The sequence below is a fragment of the Rhizobium rhizogenes NBRC 13257 genome (genome assembly GCF_000696095.1).
Lineage (GTDB): Bacteria > Pseudomonadota > Alphaproteobacteria > Rhizobiales > Rhizobiaceae > Rhizobium > Rhizobium rhizogenes.
The window spans coordinates 65185-82611 of sequence record NZ_BAYX01000006.1; the positions used below are offsets into that span (position 1 = coordinate 65185).

Annotated in this window: 13 protein-coding genes and 1 pseudogene; 9 read left to right on the plus strand and 5 right to left on the minus strand. The window is 57.3% G+C overall.

The window, feature by feature from the left end; genetic code table 11:
- Positions 1 to 120 precede the first annotated feature (120 nt).
- The 6 genes from RRH01S_RS14525 (at position 121) to RRH01S_RS14550 (ending at position 6896) form a co-directional block, all read left to right on the plus strand.
- Positions 121 to 639, plus strand: a complete 519-nt coding sequence (locus RRH01S_RS14525) for a cytochrome P460 family protein (RefSeq protein ID WP_042472326.1) — start codon at positions 121 to 123, stop codon at positions 637 to 639.
- Positions 636 to 1316, plus strand: a complete 681-nt coding sequence (locus RRH01S_RS14530) for a DUF4405 domain-containing protein (protein ID WP_034515681.1) — start codon at positions 636 to 638, stop codon at positions 1314 to 1316. Before RRH01S_RS14525 ends, RRH01S_RS14530 begins: the two co-directional genes overlap by 4 nt.
- 302 nt (positions 1317 to 1618) lie before the next feature.
- Complete coding sequence (locus RRH01S_RS14535; RefSeq protein ID WP_012649622.1) at positions 1619 to 1996, plus strand: DUF1330 domain-containing protein; 378 nt, start codon at positions 1619 to 1621, stop codon at positions 1994 to 1996.
- 82 nt (positions 1997 to 2078) lie between these two features.
- Positions 2079 to 3149 (plus strand): alpha/beta hydrolase family protein, encoded by a 1071-nt coding sequence (locus RRH01S_RS14540; RefSeq protein ID WP_034515678.1) that lies wholly within the window; start codon positions 2079 to 2081, stop codon positions 3147 to 3149.
- A gap of 280 nt (positions 3150 to 3429) precedes the next feature.
- Positions 3430 to 4266, plus strand: a complete 837-nt coding sequence (locus RRH01S_RS14545) for an SDR family NAD(P)-dependent oxidoreductase (protein WP_042472333.1) — start codon at positions 3430 to 3432, stop codon at positions 4264 to 4266.
- Positions 4267 to 4685: 419 nt separating this feature from the next.
- Positions 4686 to 6896 (plus strand): adenylate/guanylate cyclase domain-containing protein, encoded by a 2211-nt coding sequence (locus RRH01S_RS14550; RefSeq protein ID WP_034515674.1) that lies wholly within the window; start codon positions 4686 to 4688, stop codon positions 6894 to 6896.
- Between the two features lie 3 nt (positions 6897 to 6899).
- Here RRH01S_RS14550 and RRH01S_RS14555 read toward each other — a convergent pair whose 3' ends face one another.
- From RRH01S_RS14555 to RRH01S_RS14565, 4 genes and pseudogenes are all read right to left on the minus strand, one after another.
- Positions 6900 to 7409 carry a YHS domain-containing (seleno)protein gene (locus RRH01S_RS14555; RefSeq protein ID WP_007694784.1) on the minus strand — a complete coding sequence of 170 codons (510 nt, stop codon included), beginning with the start codon at positions 7407 to 7409 and terminating at the stop codon, positions 6900 to 6902.
- Positions 7410 to 7445: 36 nt separating this feature from the next.
- Positions 7446 to 8036 carry an ankyrin repeat domain-containing protein gene (locus RRH01S_RS14560; RefSeq protein ID WP_034515672.1) on the minus strand — a complete coding sequence of 197 codons (591 nt, stop codon included), beginning with the start codon at positions 8034 to 8036 and terminating at the stop codon, positions 7446 to 7448.
- Positions 8037 to 8153: 117 nt separating this feature from the next.
- Positions 8154 to 8369, minus strand: a pseudogene (locus tag RRH01S_RS33470) (DDE-type integrase/transposase/recombinase); the annotation flags it as partial.
- Positions 8370 to 8491: 122 nt separating this feature from the next.
- The gene (locus tag RRH01S_RS14565; RefSeq protein WP_042472337.1) at positions 8492 to 11275 is read right to left on the minus strand and encodes an autotransporter family protein; all 2784 of its coding nucleotides are present in this window, start codon (positions 11273 to 11275) and stop codon (positions 8492 to 8494) included.
- A 355-nt stretch (positions 11276 to 11630) separates the two neighbouring features.
- Between RRH01S_RS14565 and RRH01S_RS14570 the strand changes: the two genes are divergently transcribed.
- Positions 11631 to 12188 (plus strand): hypothetical protein, encoded by a 558-nt coding sequence (locus RRH01S_RS14570; protein WP_042472340.1) that lies wholly within the window; start codon positions 11631 to 11633, stop codon positions 12186 to 12188.
- A 244-nt stretch (positions 12189 to 12432) separates the two neighbouring features.
- Here the strand turns inward: RRH01S_RS14570 and RRH01S_RS14575 are convergent, their stop codons facing one another.
- Positions 12433 to 13380 carry a bestrophin family protein gene (locus RRH01S_RS14575; protein WP_234884969.1) on the minus strand — a complete coding sequence of 316 codons (948 nt, stop codon included), beginning with the start codon at positions 13378 to 13380 and terminating at the stop codon, positions 12433 to 12435.
- A gap of 272 nt (positions 13381 to 13652) precedes the next feature.
- Here RRH01S_RS14575 and RRH01S_RS14580 point away from each other — a divergent pair, with 272 nt between their 5' ends.
- Together RRH01S_RS14580 and RRH01S_RS14585 are read left to right on the plus strand one after the other, a co-directional pair.
- Positions 13653 to 15920 carry an FdhF/YdeP family oxidoreductase gene (locus RRH01S_RS14580; RefSeq protein WP_042472343.1) on the plus strand — a complete coding sequence of 756 codons (2268 nt, stop codon included), beginning with the start codon at positions 13653 to 13655 and terminating at the stop codon, positions 15918 to 15920.
- A 94-nt stretch (positions 15921 to 16014) separates the two neighbouring features.
- Positions 16015 to 17427, plus strand: coding sequence for a cytochrome ubiquinol oxidase subunit I (locus tag RRH01S_RS14585; protein ID WP_042472347.1), 1413 nt, complete (start codon positions 16015 to 16017; stop codon positions 17425 to 17427).

A 17427-nucleotide genomic window follows, 5' to 3' on the forward strand; every position in this document is an offset into this window, starting at 1 on the left:
TCTCCGCACGAAAATGCTCATGCAAATACAGCCCACCTGATCTCATCGGGTTCGCCGGAATAGGGCGATCTCGATTACGTGTGTCAAATCTTGCCCAGCGGGCAAACGAAGGGAACGTAAATGGCTGAAGCCAAACCCGAGAAAATTAATGCACCATTCGCCGCGATCCTTCGTCTTGTCGTGATCGTGGTCGCCTTCGTCTTCAGTGCCATCTGCCTATTCAGCTCTTCGGCAATGGCGCAAGCAACCGGAAACCGAGCCACGTTCCCTAAGAATTTCGACGAATACGTGCTCTATGCGACCTACGATCGTGGCTCTTCCAAAGAGGAAGCGTTTGCGACCCGCGCAACCCTGGAGATCGCGAAGAGCGGCCGACCACTTCCGCCGGGCACGCAATTGGTCCTCGGCATCTGGTCGGATTATAAACTCACTGGTTATTTCGTCATGGAGAAAGGGCTGGATTGGGGTCTCAGTGTCCCAGAGGAGCAGCGCACCGGAGACTGGCATTTTCAGCAGTTCGATACGAATATGCAGGTGAGGCGGACCGCGTTCGCCGAGCGGTGCCAGTCGTGTCACGGGTCTCAGGCAGACAATGACTTCATGTTCACCACCGACAGAATGCGGGCCTACATCCCTTGAAGCCGCTGTTTCTCTTGCGGTTGTTCTTCGATTTTGTGGCGGTCGGCTTGTTGCTGGCCGCTCTGGCCTACAATTGGCTCGGTAACGTGGGGCATGAAATCATCGGCACCGGCCTGTTCCTGCTGCTGATCAGCCACAACATTTTCAATCGCCGCTGGTACGGCACAATCACCAGGAACTGGCGCGCGCCGCGCGGCATCGTCACTAAACTAATCAATCTAGCACTTCTGATCACCATGATGACCCTGCTCGCCACCAGCGTCATCATCTCGCAGACGGTCTTCGGCTTCCTGCCATTGACCAGCAGCTTCACCTTACGCCAGGTCCACGCGTCGGTGGCTTATCTGGCACTTTTGATCGCCGCCGTTCACCTTGGCTTGCACTGGTCGATGATCATAGGCGTTGTGAGCAGCAGGCTCGGCATCACGACTGAGAGCAAGCTCCGCACGGCTGTTTTCCGCGTGGTCGCCATCATGATTGCTGCCTGCGGCATTTGGAGCTTGTTTGCAGTCAATGTCGGGTCGAAGCTGTTCATGCAAACACGCTTCGACTTCGGGGATTTCGAAACGGCGACGTTGCCATTATTTCTGCACCACATGGCAATCATCGGATTGGGTGCGTTTGTTGCCCACTACGGCATGAAATCGATCAAGGATCGGAAGCGCCTGGCGGCATAGTCCGGCTACGGGCCCGTTAAATCCAGGGCCTATTCAGAAATACAATTTCTATCTTCATGCGAATTATGCATCCTAATCAAATAGATTGAGCCGATCTATCTTCCTGTCTGTCGAGACCGGGAGTTAAGCGTGATCAGGATTTGGTTCATCACAGCTGTGAGTATCGGCATCACCGCAGCGATCGCCCTGATTTTCCCGGGCATCGAAGGTCGCTTCAGCGACATACGAGCCGGTGACGAACTTTCCAGATCGACGGATCGGCTCTCCAATTCCCTCAACGGAAAATCAAAGGATCTTACGCAATGAAGAAATTCGCTTTCGGTGTGGCCGCCGCCATTGTCTTGAAGATCGCTACACCCGCTTGTGCCCAGGATCTGCAGGCTCCCGGTTACATGATCGCCAACTACACGATCAAGGATCAGGCCGGCTATAACAAGTACATGGAAGAGGCCGGTCCGCTCGCTCCGAAATTCGGCGGCAAGATCATCGTATTCAACCTGAATGCCACGGCAGTGGAAGGCGAACCGAAAAAGGTCATGGCCATCGCTGAGTTCCCCAGCCTGGCCGACGCGCAGCGTTTCTACAATTCTCCGGAGTACACAGCCGCGAGGAAATTCCGCGTCGCTTCGACCGAAGGCTCCGTCATCATCACCGAAGGCTTTGTCCCTCCGAAACAGTGACGGCTGAAAGTGGCTGCACGAGCCCTTAAAGCGCGTCCCGCCTTCCAACTTTAACGTCTCAACAAAAACCAAGGAGCCTGACATGGGCAATCAGTATGACACCACCGTTCAGCATGAAGGCGCCGCCTCAAACAGCCGGCGCCAGCTTCTGAAAGCCGGCGCGGCGCTCGCCACTCTCCCCATCATCGCTGTCTCCGCTGCAAACGCGCAGGCTGCGGACAACCAAACGACAACAGGCGCAACCGTGACCGACGCAAAGACTGAAGAATTCATCAACGGCATGGCCGACCTGATGGCGCATTCGACCCGTACCCCCATCCTGCGGTGGCCAAACGAATACGGCATGGACTATGAGGAGATTTTCTTCCCGGCGATGGATGGCGTGACAATCGAGGGCTGGTTCATTCCTGCCGATTCAGACAGGCTGCTCATCTTCAATCACCCGATGCCCTGCAACCGCTATGGCTATCCCGGTCATCTGGATCCTTGGAAGAACTTCGGCGGCTTCGAGGCAAACTTCCTGCCCGAATACAAGATCCTGCATGACGCGGGCTACAACATCATTACCTACGATATGCGCAACCATGGCCGTAGCGGCGCCGGCAGCGGCGGCGTCAATGGTCATGGTGTACTCGAATATCGCGACGTTATCGGATCGTTGCGGTATGCCAAATCCCGTCCCGACACCAAGGACATGAAGACTGCCCTTTACAGCCGTTGCCTGGGCGCCAATGCCACGATCGTCGGCATGCATAAGCATCCGGAGGAATTTTCCCACATCAAGGCGATGGTCGCACTTCAGCCCGTGACGCCGGCGGTGTTTGTCCAGACGGCGATGGAGAACCAAAAAATCGCAAATGGTGTCGACCTGTTCGACGCGGCGTTTCACAAGCGCACCGGCTATCATCTCATCGACGTCTGGCCGATGGAATATGCCAAATCCGTGACGGTTCCGACACTGGTCGCGCAGGTTCGCAACGATTTCCTGACCAAGCCGTCCAATGTCCAGGAGATCTATGACACCCTTTCCTCAAAGGACAAGAAGCTCTTCTGGATAGAAGGCACGGACCAGCGCTTCGAGGGATATAACTACTTCGGACGCTATCCGCAGCTGGTGCTCGACTGGTTCGCCACTCACATCAATGTTGCGTAGGCGGAGACGTCTCACGCCATAAATAGAAACCCATGTTTTGATGCTCGATCGCCCAATTCTCCTTATGCTTATGAGGGAGGATTGGGCACGGTGCGATTTCGTCTCGGCGATGGATAAAGTGGGATCTGGCCCTGTGACGTTTGGCGGCCTGGCTTACGGTTTCGGGGCAAACTTCTCGCTGCATTCATAAATGCTATTTCTAAGTTCATGCAGATAATGCCAGCTAATCCTATCGAACCAAACGATCTATCTTCTGGTTCATCAAGAACAGGAGTTAGACATGAGCAGGGTTTGGTTCATTACAGGTGCAGGCAGCGGTATCGGCGCCGCAACTGCCAGAGCGGCACTTAAGGCTGGTGATCGCGTCGTTGCGACTGGCCGAAACCTCGACAAGGTACGGAGCGCTCTCAGCGATGTCGCAGGCGACCGCCTCGCGTTCGTCCAGTTGGATGTCGCCAATGAGGAACAGGCGAGGACCGCGGCGGATGAAGCCGTGAAGGCATTCGGCCGCATCGACGTTCTGCTCAACAACGCGGGCTACAGCCTGCTTGGCAATTTCGAGGAATTGAGCACCGCGGAAATCGAGGGTCTGATGTCGACCAATTTCTACGGGGTCATGTACGTCATGCGCGCGGTCCTCCCGGTCATGCGCAGGCAGCGATCGGGCCGGATCATCAACATCAGCTCACTTGCCGGGATCATCGGCTTCAAGCACTGCGCGGCCTATAGTGCCTCGAAATTTGCCGTTGAAGGCCTCTCGCAGGCGGTTGCCCAGGAAGTCGAACAATTCGGCATCAAGATCACCGCCGTAGCACCGGGTTTCTTCCGGACGGATCTCCTCGATGCTCAAAACGCCAAATATGCCGCCAGCACGATCGAAGACTACGCGGCCGAGGGTAGCGCTGAAGACATGTGGTCAGGCTATAACGGTAAACAGGGCGGCGATCCTGCGAAGCTGGCTGATGTCCTTGTAACGTTCGTCGGCTTGGAAAATCCGCCAAAGCAGTTCGTCGCTGGAAGCGATGCTCTTGCGGCCTACAAATCGGTGCTTGAAGGACGGTTAGATGAACTGCGCGCATACGAGGAGTTGTCCAAGTCGACAGACGGTTCTTTCTGAAGATCGAGTGACTGGCCCACTGCGAGTGGCACATCGCTTCAAGGCGTTGTCGTAATGATTATGATTTAAAACTCGTTTTCGATCGATAAGCTTGCCCGGTTGCGAATTTCCGTTCACGCAACCGAAGCGGTGCCGATTGAGGTGTCAGAAAACCAATATCGTTGCAACAACCCCAGATATGCCTTCGGCAACCACGGTGGGTCCATGAGCAACGTCCGTCCAATGTGTCGTATTTGAGTGATAGAGGAAATTATCATCTATATATCCCAGTCGCCCGACGCATAGGAATCGTGGGGTCACATCCGTTCAAGACCCCTACAGAATGTCTCTCATGCGAGATAGTCCTCAAGCAATGGCTTCGCCAGTCGACCTGCGGTAAGATGCGCCGGAGGGGCCATCGCGGTCAGCGGGGAGGGGGCATGGAGCGCCGTCTTGCAGCAATTCTGATCGCTGACGTCGCAGGCTACAGCCGCCTGAGCCAGATCGACGAGGAAGCAACGCGCCGCAGCTTCAAGACTGACCTGGATGATCTCATCGAGCCCAGAATCGCTGAACATCACGGCCGGCTGGTCAAGACCATGGGCGACGGCCTGCTCGTCGAGTTTCATAGCGTCGTCGACGCCCTGCACTGTGCGATCGCAATCCAGCGGGAGAAGGCGAAACAGAAGCAGAACCTGGCCTCCGGCGATGCTGTACCGCTGCGGTTCCGCATCGGGGTTAATCTCGGCGACATTATCGTCGAGGACGAGGATATTCACGGCGATGGCGTAAACATCGCCGATCGCATGCAGACGCTAGCCGAACCGGGCGGCATCGCCATCTCCGGCACGACATATGATCAGGTAAAGACGAAGATCGATGCCGGTTTCATTTCGCTCGGGCGGCAGAAAGTCAGGAGCATTGTCGAGCCAATCCGGGTCTACCAAGTCGTTTTCGATCCGGCGGCTGCCCGCCGGTTTCCGCGATGGTCCAAGCGCGTCCGCCGCGGCGCCATCCTGGCCATCGTACTATCTCTGATTGCCGGCGGCGGCGCTTATCTCTGGCAGAGGCTGGACATCGGTGAGACGCCGGCACTCGTCCGCCGCTTCGCCTATCCTCTGCCAGATAAGCCTTCGGTTGCCGTCCTTCCTTTCATCAACGTCAGCGGCGATTCAGAACAAGATCATCTGGCCGAGGGGCTGACGGACGATCTGATTACCGAACTTTCCAAAGTGTCGGGCCTTTTTGTTATTGCTAGGCATTCGGTTTTTGCGTTGAACGCCACGGGCAAGACTACGGAGGTAGCAGCTGAGCTCGGCGTGCACTACTTGCTCGAAGGCACGCTGCAGCGGGCGGGGCCACAGTTGCGGATTAACGTCAAACTGATCGACGCGCTGACAGGGCTCTCCATGTGGGCGGAACGCTACGACCGGCAATATGCGGATCTCTTTGCAATTCAAGACGACGTGACGGGCAAGATCATCTCGGCTCTGAAGGTGGAGCTTAGCGAAGGCGAGCGCACGCAGATCGAGAAGATCCCGAGCGACAACCTCGAGGCTTACGACTATTACATGCGCGCGGAGCACGAAGGGTTGCTCTACAGCGACGTGGAGACCTATCGCCGAACGCTTTCCTATTACCAGAAGGCGATCGATCTCGATCCGAATTTTGCCGACGCGCATGCGGGGATCGCACGTGTTGCAGTCGATGTCTGGCGCAACGACTACAATTTTCTCTGGTCGGCGGCGGTGGCGCGCAAGATCGCCTATGACGCGGCGGGGCAGGCGCTGAAGCTCGACCCGAACAATGCGCGCGCTCATACCGTACTCGCCTTGTTGCAACTGGTCGACGGGAGGGAGGCCGAAGCCCGAGAGTCGGCAAACCGGGCTGTGGAGGCCCAGCCGAACAGTGCTGAAGCCGCAGGTAACTTGGCACTGATCCTGTCCCATACGGGAAACCATGACGAGGCCATTGCCGAAATCGACCGGGCGCTCAGGCTCGATCCGTCGCCATCGCCGAGCTTCCAGCTGCTGGCGGGCATCGTTCTCTACACGGCGCGAGACAATGGCCGTGCTGTCCCTCTAATAGAAGCGGCGCGCGACGCATTGCCGAACGTCGAACCGGCGCGCGAATATCTGACGGCGGCTTATAGCTTTGATGGCGACCGGGTGCGGAGCGCGGCGGAGAAGACTAAGCTTCTGGAACTCTTTCCGGAAAGCAATCTCGCCTATTACGGGTATCTCTACGATTACTGGCGTCCAGTCGAACTGGAACATCACCTGACAGGGCTGAAGGCTGCGGGCATTCCGGCATGGCCTTTCGGGTTTGTCGGGAACGATGCCGATCAGCTCGACGAGAAGGCGCTGCGCGATCTCATCGACGGAAAGACCTGGGCCGGAAAACACAAGAACGGAACGGCCTTTGTCCAGTATTTCGACAAGGCAGGCAACACCGCCTACAGGAGCGCCAATACCAATATTACCGGCACGGTCGACGTGAAGGGAAACAGGCTGTGCGAGAGGTTTAGCGGGTACTTCCTGGATCGCATGGTCTGTGGGCAGGTCTACCGGAACAGGGACGCCGGACAGCTCGACGCCCAATATGTCCACGTGACCCCTCAGGCACTAAGCTTCTTTTCGCCGGCGCCATGAGGGTCAGTCTGCCGGCATGTGCTGCCAGTCCTTTTGCATTTTGTCCGAAATCAGCGTGTTCTGGACTTCCGACCAGTGTTGCTTGGAGTCGACGACCTTTGTCGGCTTTTTCTCGAAGCCGTCGGCGGCGCCCGGATCGTAGCTCAGGTACAGCTTGCCATCGATGATGCGCCAGGCATTCGGATCGATATTGGTGGTCACCGTGCCGAACGAAACGCCGTCTGCACAATAGCCGCCGTATTGCGGCGCGTATTTGCCGGGATCGGCGATGAACAGGTCACGATTCCTGGCGCTGGCGAAATGCCACTCGGCACCAAGCCAGCGGTGCGAATAGGCCGCGGAACCTTCGATGGCCTTGTTTTCAGTGAAATATGCCACCGGATCGTATCCCTTGATCGCGACGTCACCGAAATAACCGGTGTTGACCGGCTCCTCGGCACAGACCGGCGCGGCAAAGGCGATTGCCAGGCCTGCGAGGATCAGCGCGGCGGGTCCTGTCTGTTTGCGAGACATGTTTCGGTCCTCCCTTTTTGGGCAGTGAATATGGCGCTATTGACGCTTGGTGCATTCGGCAAAGAGCCATTCGCCGACGAGATCAGCCTTCTGGCAGACCGCTCCGGCTTTCAGCAGTAGTCTGACCGCATCCCAATGGGACCGCCATCCTGCCTGGGTCAACGGCGTGTAGCCGTTCCGTTCCTTGGCTTCTAGGTCGGCCTTGTGTGCCACCAGGAAGGCCACCACATCGGCTTGTCCTTCCTCCGCAGCAGCATGCAGCGGCGACATATGATAGAAGTTCTTATCATCATTGACTTTCGCACCTTTCGACACGAGCAGCTCGACGACGTCGAGATGCCCGCCGTAGGCGGCGGCGTGCAGTGCGGTAAGGCCGCCCTTGTTGCGGCATTCGATATCGGCACCGTTTTCCAGCAGTAGTGCGACGATATCCTTCCGCCCGGCGAGCGCAGCAATTAGCAGGGGCGGCTCGCCGGACTCGTTTGGTGCGGCGATATCAATGCCGGTCGCGATCAATCGGGTCACGCTTTCCCGATCGCCGGTCCGGGCGGCGTCATGCAGCGGCCCTGCGTAGACGAGCGGCGTCCAGAGCAGAAGGCATACTATAAATCCGCTGACGACCCTCATCGCATACCTCGTCCAATAGAATGGAACTCACCGGCGCGAAAGAGTACGCAACTTATCACGAATACGGGCTCTGTCGCAAACTCGAAGTTGAGACGGGGAAATGCTTCTGCTCAGCTTTTACGCGGCCAAGATTTCAAACTGATCGACAAGTGACGGTGCGGAATTGTCTGCGTACCTGGCTTGTCATTTCCGCATCATGTGAACCATTTCAATGCCGCACAGGATAGTTGTTGCGCAGGTGATCGATTTGATGCCGAACATAGACCGGATCCGGCGCTTGATTCGGCGATGGTCCTGCTCAATCCGGTTATCGAGGTATTGGCTCTGCTGGATGCGGAGCGGCTTCAGTAGCCGTTGCGATTGGTCTCGAAGCCAGCTCTCGCCATCGCAGGCAAGATCGCGATGGCTGCGATGAGAGATTTGAAACGCACGGTTTTCCCTTTCGGTCGCTCCGGTTAAAATTTAATCTGGAGGCCGATATTGCCCTCGAGTATCCGTGTTTTCTCATCACCAAGATTTGTCGTATAGTCCGCTGTTGCGAAGATGCTTACCTTTTCCGTCAGACTTGCGGTGATACCGCCGCCGACTTCCAAAGATGTCCCATCGAGTGTCGTTACAATGGGATTCCCTCCGAAACTGACTGTCTGATCGGAGGAGAAATTGTGCCAAAGGTTCGCCTTCAAATAAGGCTGCAGCGTTCCCGACGCCGTCTGATAACTGCCCTGAAGCCGCAGGCCAATTCGTCCAGTCACAGCGTTATCGGCGTCGAATGAGACCGGCGAAAATCGATCGGATTGATCATCAAGCGACAGGTGTTGCAAGATCAGCTGTGCTTGCGGTTCGAGTGCCCACTGCTCCGTGAGGATGACGGGGTAACCGCCTTCAAGGGATGCGGAGACGGCCGTTCCGTCGATACGAATGCTTTCACCAGCATTCGAGCTGGCATCACCGCTGAACCAGGTGCCCATCACAACACCATCAATGTACCAGCCTTCCGGCGCGACATGAGTCCAATAGCCGCCGAAACTCGTCCCGTTGACATGCACATCGCCGACCGCAAGATCGTTCCAGCCGAGGGCTCGTCCTTTGACATCACCCTTCATGTTCGCATAGCCGAAGAACAGGCCGAGGCGATCGACATGGCCACTGTCCGATTCATGGCCAAAGAGATCCTGTCCGGCTTGGAGGCCGAACAGATGACCGTCGAAGTTCGGATCGACCGTCCCTTCCCATTTCGTGTCGACAGACTGGCCGAAAACACGTCCCCACGCCGCCGGCAGGTAGCCGCCGCCTTGAAGCAGCATCTGTTCTCCCCGCCGCTCGTGAAACGTTCCGAGCGTCGATAGCGCCAAGTGGTACGCGGCAGGTGCGACGACGGAATAGGTCGGCACTTCGACACGATAAAGAGGAACCACATCTCCGGTCACAGGCGTTGCTCCCGGTGTGGGCGGAGCGACCGTAGTGCCCGGAACCGACACAGGCGCCGCCTGGGTTGACAGCACAGACGATTGTGCGGGGGGATCAGCCGGTGCTGCAGGCGGCGGTGCAGGAGGAGCCTGCGCGGCGGGATCGGTTTCCTGCACGCCCGATGACGTATCCTCGGGTTCAGGATCGTCAGGATCGACAGGAAGAGGCGGTACGGGTCGCGTTTGTGGTGGTGGCGATGCCGCTGTTTCCGGCATTTGCGGCTCGGGTCCTGTGAGCTGGGGAGACAACGGATTGGGGGCCGGAGCAGGTATCGGTGATGGGCCGGCGAGAGGTGTTGTGATCGCTGAGCGCAGATACCAGTTGTCCTGCGTGTTGGCGGAAATGCCGCCCTTGAACAGGTAGTATTCGTAGGCGCCGGCGGCGACGCGGCCATCAAGCGAGAAGGCACCGCTTTCTGTACGGCCGCCGTTCACCGCTTCAATGACCATAATGCCGTCTCGGGTCGTGGCGGCGCCGGTTCCGCCGACGTTCACAATCCCCATGCCAGTTGTTCCTGAGGCAGTGCCTCCGCTGATCACCAGCTTGTCGGACGCCGAGGCATCATTGCCAAGGATGGTGTTCAGAAAAATAGTACCGTTATTGCCGGCATAATTGCCGGCGATTGTGAATGTGTCGGTAGTGCCGTTGCCCGCATTCGTCAAATCGATGCGGCCGGCATTTAGAACATTGGCAAGCTGTCCGGCAGTGAAGGCGGCAATCCCTCCATTGGAGCCGCCGCCAAACAATGTGCTCGATGAATCTACAGTCAAGGTGCCGCTGGTCGTATCGGCGTCGCCAAGCGTCAGAGTACCGTCAAAGGTAAGCTCTGTATCATTGGTGAGATCGATCGTTTCCCAGCTGTCGAAGCGGGCAACTTCACCAGTGGAGACGTTGTCGAAAGTCAATCGATCGACGCCGAGGCCACCGGTAATTCGCGTGGAGGCACCAATATTTGAATTCGTAAGATTTCTAAGCGTGGCCGTGTCGTTATCACCGCCGAGATCGACGGCGCCATAAATGATACCGCCGCCGTCCCAGGTGAATGTATCGGTGCCAAAGCTCATGGTCACGTTGCCACCAACCGAACCCCCCGTTACCGTCACGCTGTCGGCGCCGCCGCTGACGCTGACATTGCCGCCTATCGCCCCGCCCGAAAGAATGACAGTGTCGTTGCCGAATCCGGTTACGAGATTGCGATCGATGGTCCCGCCTGACATGTCGAAAAGGTTGTCATCAAGCTTCATGTTGACGCGCCCGATGCGGCCACCGGTCATGACAGCGCGATCGCCATCATCGAAAGCGTCGATGATGCGTCCGTCGGACATGAAGAACGTGTCGAGATTGTCACCCTGATTGAGCGACCCAACCTCGCCGCCCGTCATTCGGAAATCGTCGACGCCGCTGCCTTGCTGGACATTGCCAGTAACTTTGCCGCCGGAGATAATGAAGAGGTCGGCTCCATTGCCTTGGTCGACGCTTCCACTGATCGTTCCGGAATGAAGCTCTATGATATCGGAACCGGCGCCGAACGAGACATTGCCATTGATGGTGCCGGTCCCGCCTTGAGGCATGAGCAGCGAGTTATTGCCCCCCGAATCGGCAAGGCCGCCAATCGATATTCCACTGTCGCAGACGTAGGTATCATCACCGGTCGGCGCTGCAAAAGTGCACGCCGCGTTCACGGAACTGGAAAAGAAAATGACGGTCCCAAACGTCAGTGTCGTCCCGGACAAAAGGATTGCCCGAGATTTGGCCGCGATACGATATTGCATTGCCCCCTCCCGTCTTTCCACAGCACTGCCATGGAAAGTTATTTCGCCCCTCTAAAACAGTATTAATCTATTCAACTACTGGTGGGCAACCCGGAAAGTATCAGGTGGAAATTGCTCGATTAAACGCAAGTCCGTCAGGTGAACGCGGGCGACAGCGGCGTGGTTTGCGTCGCGATCTCACTCAGTTTTACATTTCGTCGTGACCCTACTTCGATATAGAAATAGCAGATTCATCAATGGGTTAATGGCGACTGGATGGATCAACGTCAAATGGAAATGCGGGTCAGAACGTTATGAAACTCGACACTCCGCCCGTGGAGGCATTGGTGTCCTTGGTCTTCCCAAAGAGAAGGTCGTGCTGACGGGCGACCAGGAATGCATCAACCGGCTTGAGAAGAACAACGTAAGTTCGCAGGCCTATCTCGGCACGCTCGCTTCGGTTCTGGGGCATCCGATAGACGGCGTTCTCTTCCGATATACGGCATTCGATATCAGTTTGCCGCCGGACGCCAAAAGGATTGACGAAGACTGGCAGGCGAATAGGAAGACGAATGCGGAGTTCACCCTGAACGACTTGCCCTCACGGGAGGGCGTGGAAGCCTTCCCGCAGACGCTTTCTTTGCTGAGGCGATTCAACCCCGGTGGTATCGCCAACATCGATCCGAAACAGGTGATCGCATCGGGAGCCGCGGAACGGCACCAGATCCTTCCGCAAGAGGCCGGGCTTCTGCAATTGCTGCAAGACGGATCGCTGGAGGCGAGTGGAAAGGGCTACCTCGCCCGCAAGCCGTTCACCAGGTATCCGGCGGGGTTGGCCGGAGCACATTCGGTTACCTTTGTCTTCCCGGAAGCGATGCAGCTTCCGGCGGGGAGCCGGCCAGGGCCATTCGCGCGTACAGGTCTTGCTTGGTGACAATGGGCCGAAGCCTTGGTGTGAAGCAGTATTCGCATTGAAGAATTTGGTGGGTAGCATAGGAAGCGAAGTGAAGCTGTAGGCCCCGACGTCTGAACTCAGTGGGTTCAAGTTCGTTTCCCTTCAAGAGCGCCCTCTGCGACTGGCGTCGGAAAGCCCATTGATTCAGCGTAATGACGGGTCGAAAGTTCAAATCCGCGCCAGAACGTTTTGGGCTCAGTAGCAGTTCATTCGAACAAGGCCTCTATCTCAGCACATTTTTATGCGGCTTGATCGGGTCAGGAAGATCTTGATGTCCGAGCAATGAAAGCAGTTCCCGCTCCACGGTTCGCTGCATCGCATCCAACGGCAGAGCGTTTGGTTCCCGGCCGAATGGATCCTCGAGTTGATGGCCCAGTGCATCGAGCCCGAAGAATGTATAGGCAACGATGAGAACGGGTAGAAGTGTCCACCAATCCAGGGAGCCGGCCAGCGCAAACGGCAGGGTCACGCAAAAGACAAGCGCGGTGCGGTGGAGGAGCAGGGAATAGGCGAACGGCACGGGTGTAAGCGCTATCCGCTCGCATCCGCCCTGCACCTCGGAGAGCGCGGTGATTTGGCCCTCCAGGACCGAGTAATGGATTGCTCCGATCTGGTGCCCGCGCATGAGCGTCAGGCAATGTTTTCCGATGTGATCGAGTACAGCGTTTGTCGGGTTGGGATTGTTTGGACCGAGGCTCATATCGAACCAGGGCTTGATCGCGGCTCGCTCGTCCTGGCCACGCAAGCGCGCAACCAGCCCGGCGGAGAAGCCGCACAGGCCGTGAAGAAGGAAGGTCCGGTCACGCTCCTCCAAAGCGGAGGTCTGGCGTGCGAACGACCGACAGGCGATGATCAATTCGCCCCACAGCTTTCGCCCCTCCCACCAGCGGGCGTAACAGGCGTTGTTGCGAAAGCTCATGAAGACCGAGAGCGCGATGCCGATCAGGGTGAAGGGAATGGCACTGATCCGCGCGAAGATGCCCGGATGATCCTGTGCCGCAAAGATTGCCACTATACTGATGAATGAAATTCCAATGAGATGGGGAGCGATCCGCGGCAATATCGAGCCGTTGATTGCAAACAATATATCCTTGAAACTGGGTTTCGAGCGTAAGATCATTTCGATATCCGTGATGTCGCAAACATTTCCCATGCACCTGGTATCGCGCATCTGAGAAAACCGCGCCGAAGCCTCCCCATCGTTACAGGTGCGATCGTGGAGGCAGCCGTTCCATGTTTGGCCCCTGTGCCGCTTCCAGCAGATTCTGTCGTATTCATAATTCGTGCCAGATTCCGGGGCGAAGGAAAGTCAATGGCTTAGCGTTTGCTCTCACAGCTCTCTCGGACAAATTGTCCAAATTGCCTGGACAATTTGTCTATAGATTTCAATAGGATAACGTGTTTTACTGTCGCCACGATCATTTCCGTGGGGGTGCTGAAGACATGGCCGACAACAAGCCTCAATACAAAACCTACCACCATCCTGCCGGTGGATGGGGTGCTGCGGCTGCAACGGCAAAGGTATTGCTTGAGCAGAGCGTCGTCACCAAAGGATCCCGGGCTCTGCTCGCCATGAACCAGCCGGGTGGTTTCAAGTGTCCGAGCTGCGCCTTTCCAGATGCCGATTGCAAGAAGACCCTCGAGTTCTGCGAGAATGGTGCAAAGGCTCTCGCGCACGAGGCAACCAAGTTCAGAGTCACCCGCGAGTTCTTTGCAAAGCACACAGTGACTGAGCTGATGGAGCAGTCGGACTATTGGCTTGAGATGCAGGGCCGCCTGACGGAGCCGATGCGCTACGATGCGGCGTCCGATCGCTACGTGCCGTGCGATTGGGATACGGCGTTTGCGATGATCGGCGATCATCTGCGGGCGCTCGAAAGCCCCCATCAGGCGGAATTCTACACCTCGGGCCGCACGCCGAACGAGGCTGCGTTCCTGTATGCGATATTCATTCGCGAGTTCGGCACCAACAATTTTCCGGACTGTTCCAACATGTGCCACGAGCCGACGAGCCGTGGCCTGCCTCCCGCCATCGGCGTCGGCAAGGGGACGGTTATTCTCGAAGATTTCGAGCATGCCGAAGCCATCTTCGTCATCGGACAGAACACGGGGACGAACTCACCTCGCATGATGACCAATCTTGTCGAGGCGCGCAAACGCGGCGTCCCGATCGTTGCCGTCAATCCCATGCCGGAGCGCGCGCTCATCCGCTTCACCGAGCCGCAGGATGTCGTGCAGATGGCAACCTTCGGATCGACGCCGATCGCGAGCGAATTCGTTCACATCCGCATCGGTGGCGACCTCGCCTTGTTCAAGGGGATGATGAAGGTGATCTTCGAGCGTGAAGCAATGGGCGAAAAGATCATCGACACCGATTTTATTGAAAAACACACTGTCGGGCTGGATGCGATCCGCGACGATACCCTGGCTCAGGAATGGTCTGACATCGTCAGAATTTCCGGACTGGAAGAGGCTCAAATTCGCCGCTGCGCCGAGATCTATATTCGCTCGCGCGCGACGATGATCTGTTACGGAATGGGCCTTACCCAGCACCAGCAGGGCTCGCGGCTCCTGCAACAGGTGGTGAACCTGCTTCTGCTGCGCGGCAATTTCGGAAAACCGGGCGCCGGTATTTCTCCCATTCGTGGTCATTCGAACGTTCAGGGCGATCGTACGGTCGGGATCGATGAAAAGCCCACCCAAGCCTATCTCGACCGCGTCCGCGATGTCTTCGGCTTCGAACCGCCGCGCGAACACGGACATCACACGATCGAATCCGTGGAAGCGATGGAAAATGGCACCGCCAAGGTCTTCATCGGCATGGGTGGAAACTTCGTCAGAGCGATCCCGGATACCGACCGATCCTATGCTGCTATGCGTAAGCTATCGCTGACGGTCGGAATTGCGACGAAGCTGAACAGGGGGCATGTCGTTCACGGGCGAGATGCCCTCATCCTGCCTGTCGTTTCCCGTTCCGAACAGATACAGACATCGGCTGGCGAGCAGTTCGTCACGATCGAAGATTCGATGTCCAACGTCACGGCCTCTCGCGGCGTTTTGACGCCGGCAAGCCCGCACGCGCTTCCGGAGGTGGAAATCGTCTGTCGCATGGCGCTTGCGACTTTGCCGAACAGCAAGGTTCCGTGGGAAAGCTATATCCACGACTACAATCTCATTCGCGACAAGATCGCTGCGGTCTATCCGGAGATTTACAGCGACTTCTCGGAAAAGATCAAAAACCCGAAAGGGTTTCATCTCGACGTGCCGCCACGCCGCCTCGTTTGGCCGACGCCGAATGGCAAGGCGAATTTTCTGCTTCTACCCGGTCTCGAGGTCAATGTTCCGATCGCCGACCCGTGGATGTTGCGATTGGCCACCGTCCGGTCGCATGACCAGTTCAACACGACCATCTATAGCTACAATGACCGGTATCGCGGTGTTTACAACGACCGCATGGTGCTCTTCATGAATGCCGAGGATCGTGCTGACAGAGGCCTGGAAGAGGGCTCTCGTATCACGCTTGAAACGATCAGCGATGACGGCATGCAGCGTCGCGTGGATGGCTTGACGGTCCTGGATTATCCGATGCCGCGCGGAGCGATTGCCGGATATTATCCGGAACTCAACCCGCTCCTGCCTCTCGATTACTATGATAGGATCAGCGGCACACCTGCCGCCAAATCAATACCAGTGCGCGTCGTTGCAGCCTGAGCAGACCTGAACTGTCGATCAGCCGCCTGATCTTCGGTGACCACGGTTTGTCGAGGAAGTGTATTCTGGATTTTCCATTGGGGAGGAAGAGACGTTGCTTGAGCAGCTGGATCCAGTGATTTTGGCGCGTGCGCAATTCGCGTTCACCGTCTCCTTCCACTTTATCTTCCCGGCATTTTCGATCGGGCTCGCGAGCTATCTGATGGTGCTCGAGGGCCTGTGGTTGAAGACGGAAAAGGGCGTTTACGCCAATCTCTATCGTTACTGGCTGAAGATCTTTGCCGTTGTATTCGGCATGGGCGTCGTTTCAGGCGTGGTCATGTCCTACCAGTTCGGCACCAATTGGTCGGTCTTCTCGACCAAGGCAGGTCCGATCGTCGGTCCACTCATGGCTTATGAAGTGCTGACCGCGTTTTTCCTGGAAGCCGGGTTCCTCGGTGTGATGCTGTTCGGCATGAGCAAGGTCGGCAAGAAGCTGCACTTCTTCGCGACCTGCATGGTGGCGCTCGGCACGCTCATCTCGGCGACATGGATCATTGCGGTCAATAGCTGGATGCAGACGCCGGCGGGCTTTGCAATCAATGCAAAGGGGCAGTTCGTGCCGGCGGGTTCATGGCTGCCGATCATCTTCACCGCCAGCTTTCCCTTCCGCCTTGTTCACACTGTCATCGCCGCCTATCTCACCACGGCGTTCGTCGTTGGCGGTGTCGGCGCCTGGCATCTCCTCAAGGACCGCGCCAATCCCGGCGCGCGCAAGATGTTCTCTATGGCGATGTGGATGGCTGCCATCGTCGCGCCGATCCAGATCCTCGCCGGTGACGCGCATGGCCTCAACACGCTGGAACACCAGCCGGCCAAGGTTTTGGCCATGGAGGGTGACTATGAACCGAGCCCGAATGGCGCGCCGCTCGTTCTGTTCGGGCTCCCGAGCAACGACGAAGCCCGTGTCCGGTATGAAGTTTCCATTCCCCATCTCGGCTCCCTGATCCTCAAGCATGATCCATTCGCACCACTGCCGGGCCTGACAGACTTTCCGCGTGACCAATGGCCGCCGGCGCATATCATATTCTGGTCGTTCCGGATCATGGTTGCGCTCGGCTTTGCCATGCTTGGGATCGGTCTCTGGAGCCTTCTGGCTCGCTTTCGCCGGAAGCTTTACGACTGGCCGTGGCTGCATCGCGCTTGCGTTGTCATGGGGCCAGCCGGCTTCGTTGCGGTGATTGCCGGCTGGGTGACGACCGAAGTGGGGCGTCAGCCTTTCACGGTGTACGGATTGCTGCGAACCGCGGAATCGCATTCGCCGCTTGCAGCACCCGCCGTCGCCGTGTCGCTTCTCGCCTTCGTCGTGATCTATTTCAGCGCCTTCGGTGCGGGCACCTATTATTTACTGCGCCTGATGTCGAAGCCGCCAGAGCGGGGAGAGACGGAGCCGCCGAACGTGCCGCAACGCGCGGCGGGTATCACACCAGCGCCAGGCTTCATAGCGCCTTTGCCGGGGAAGGAATAA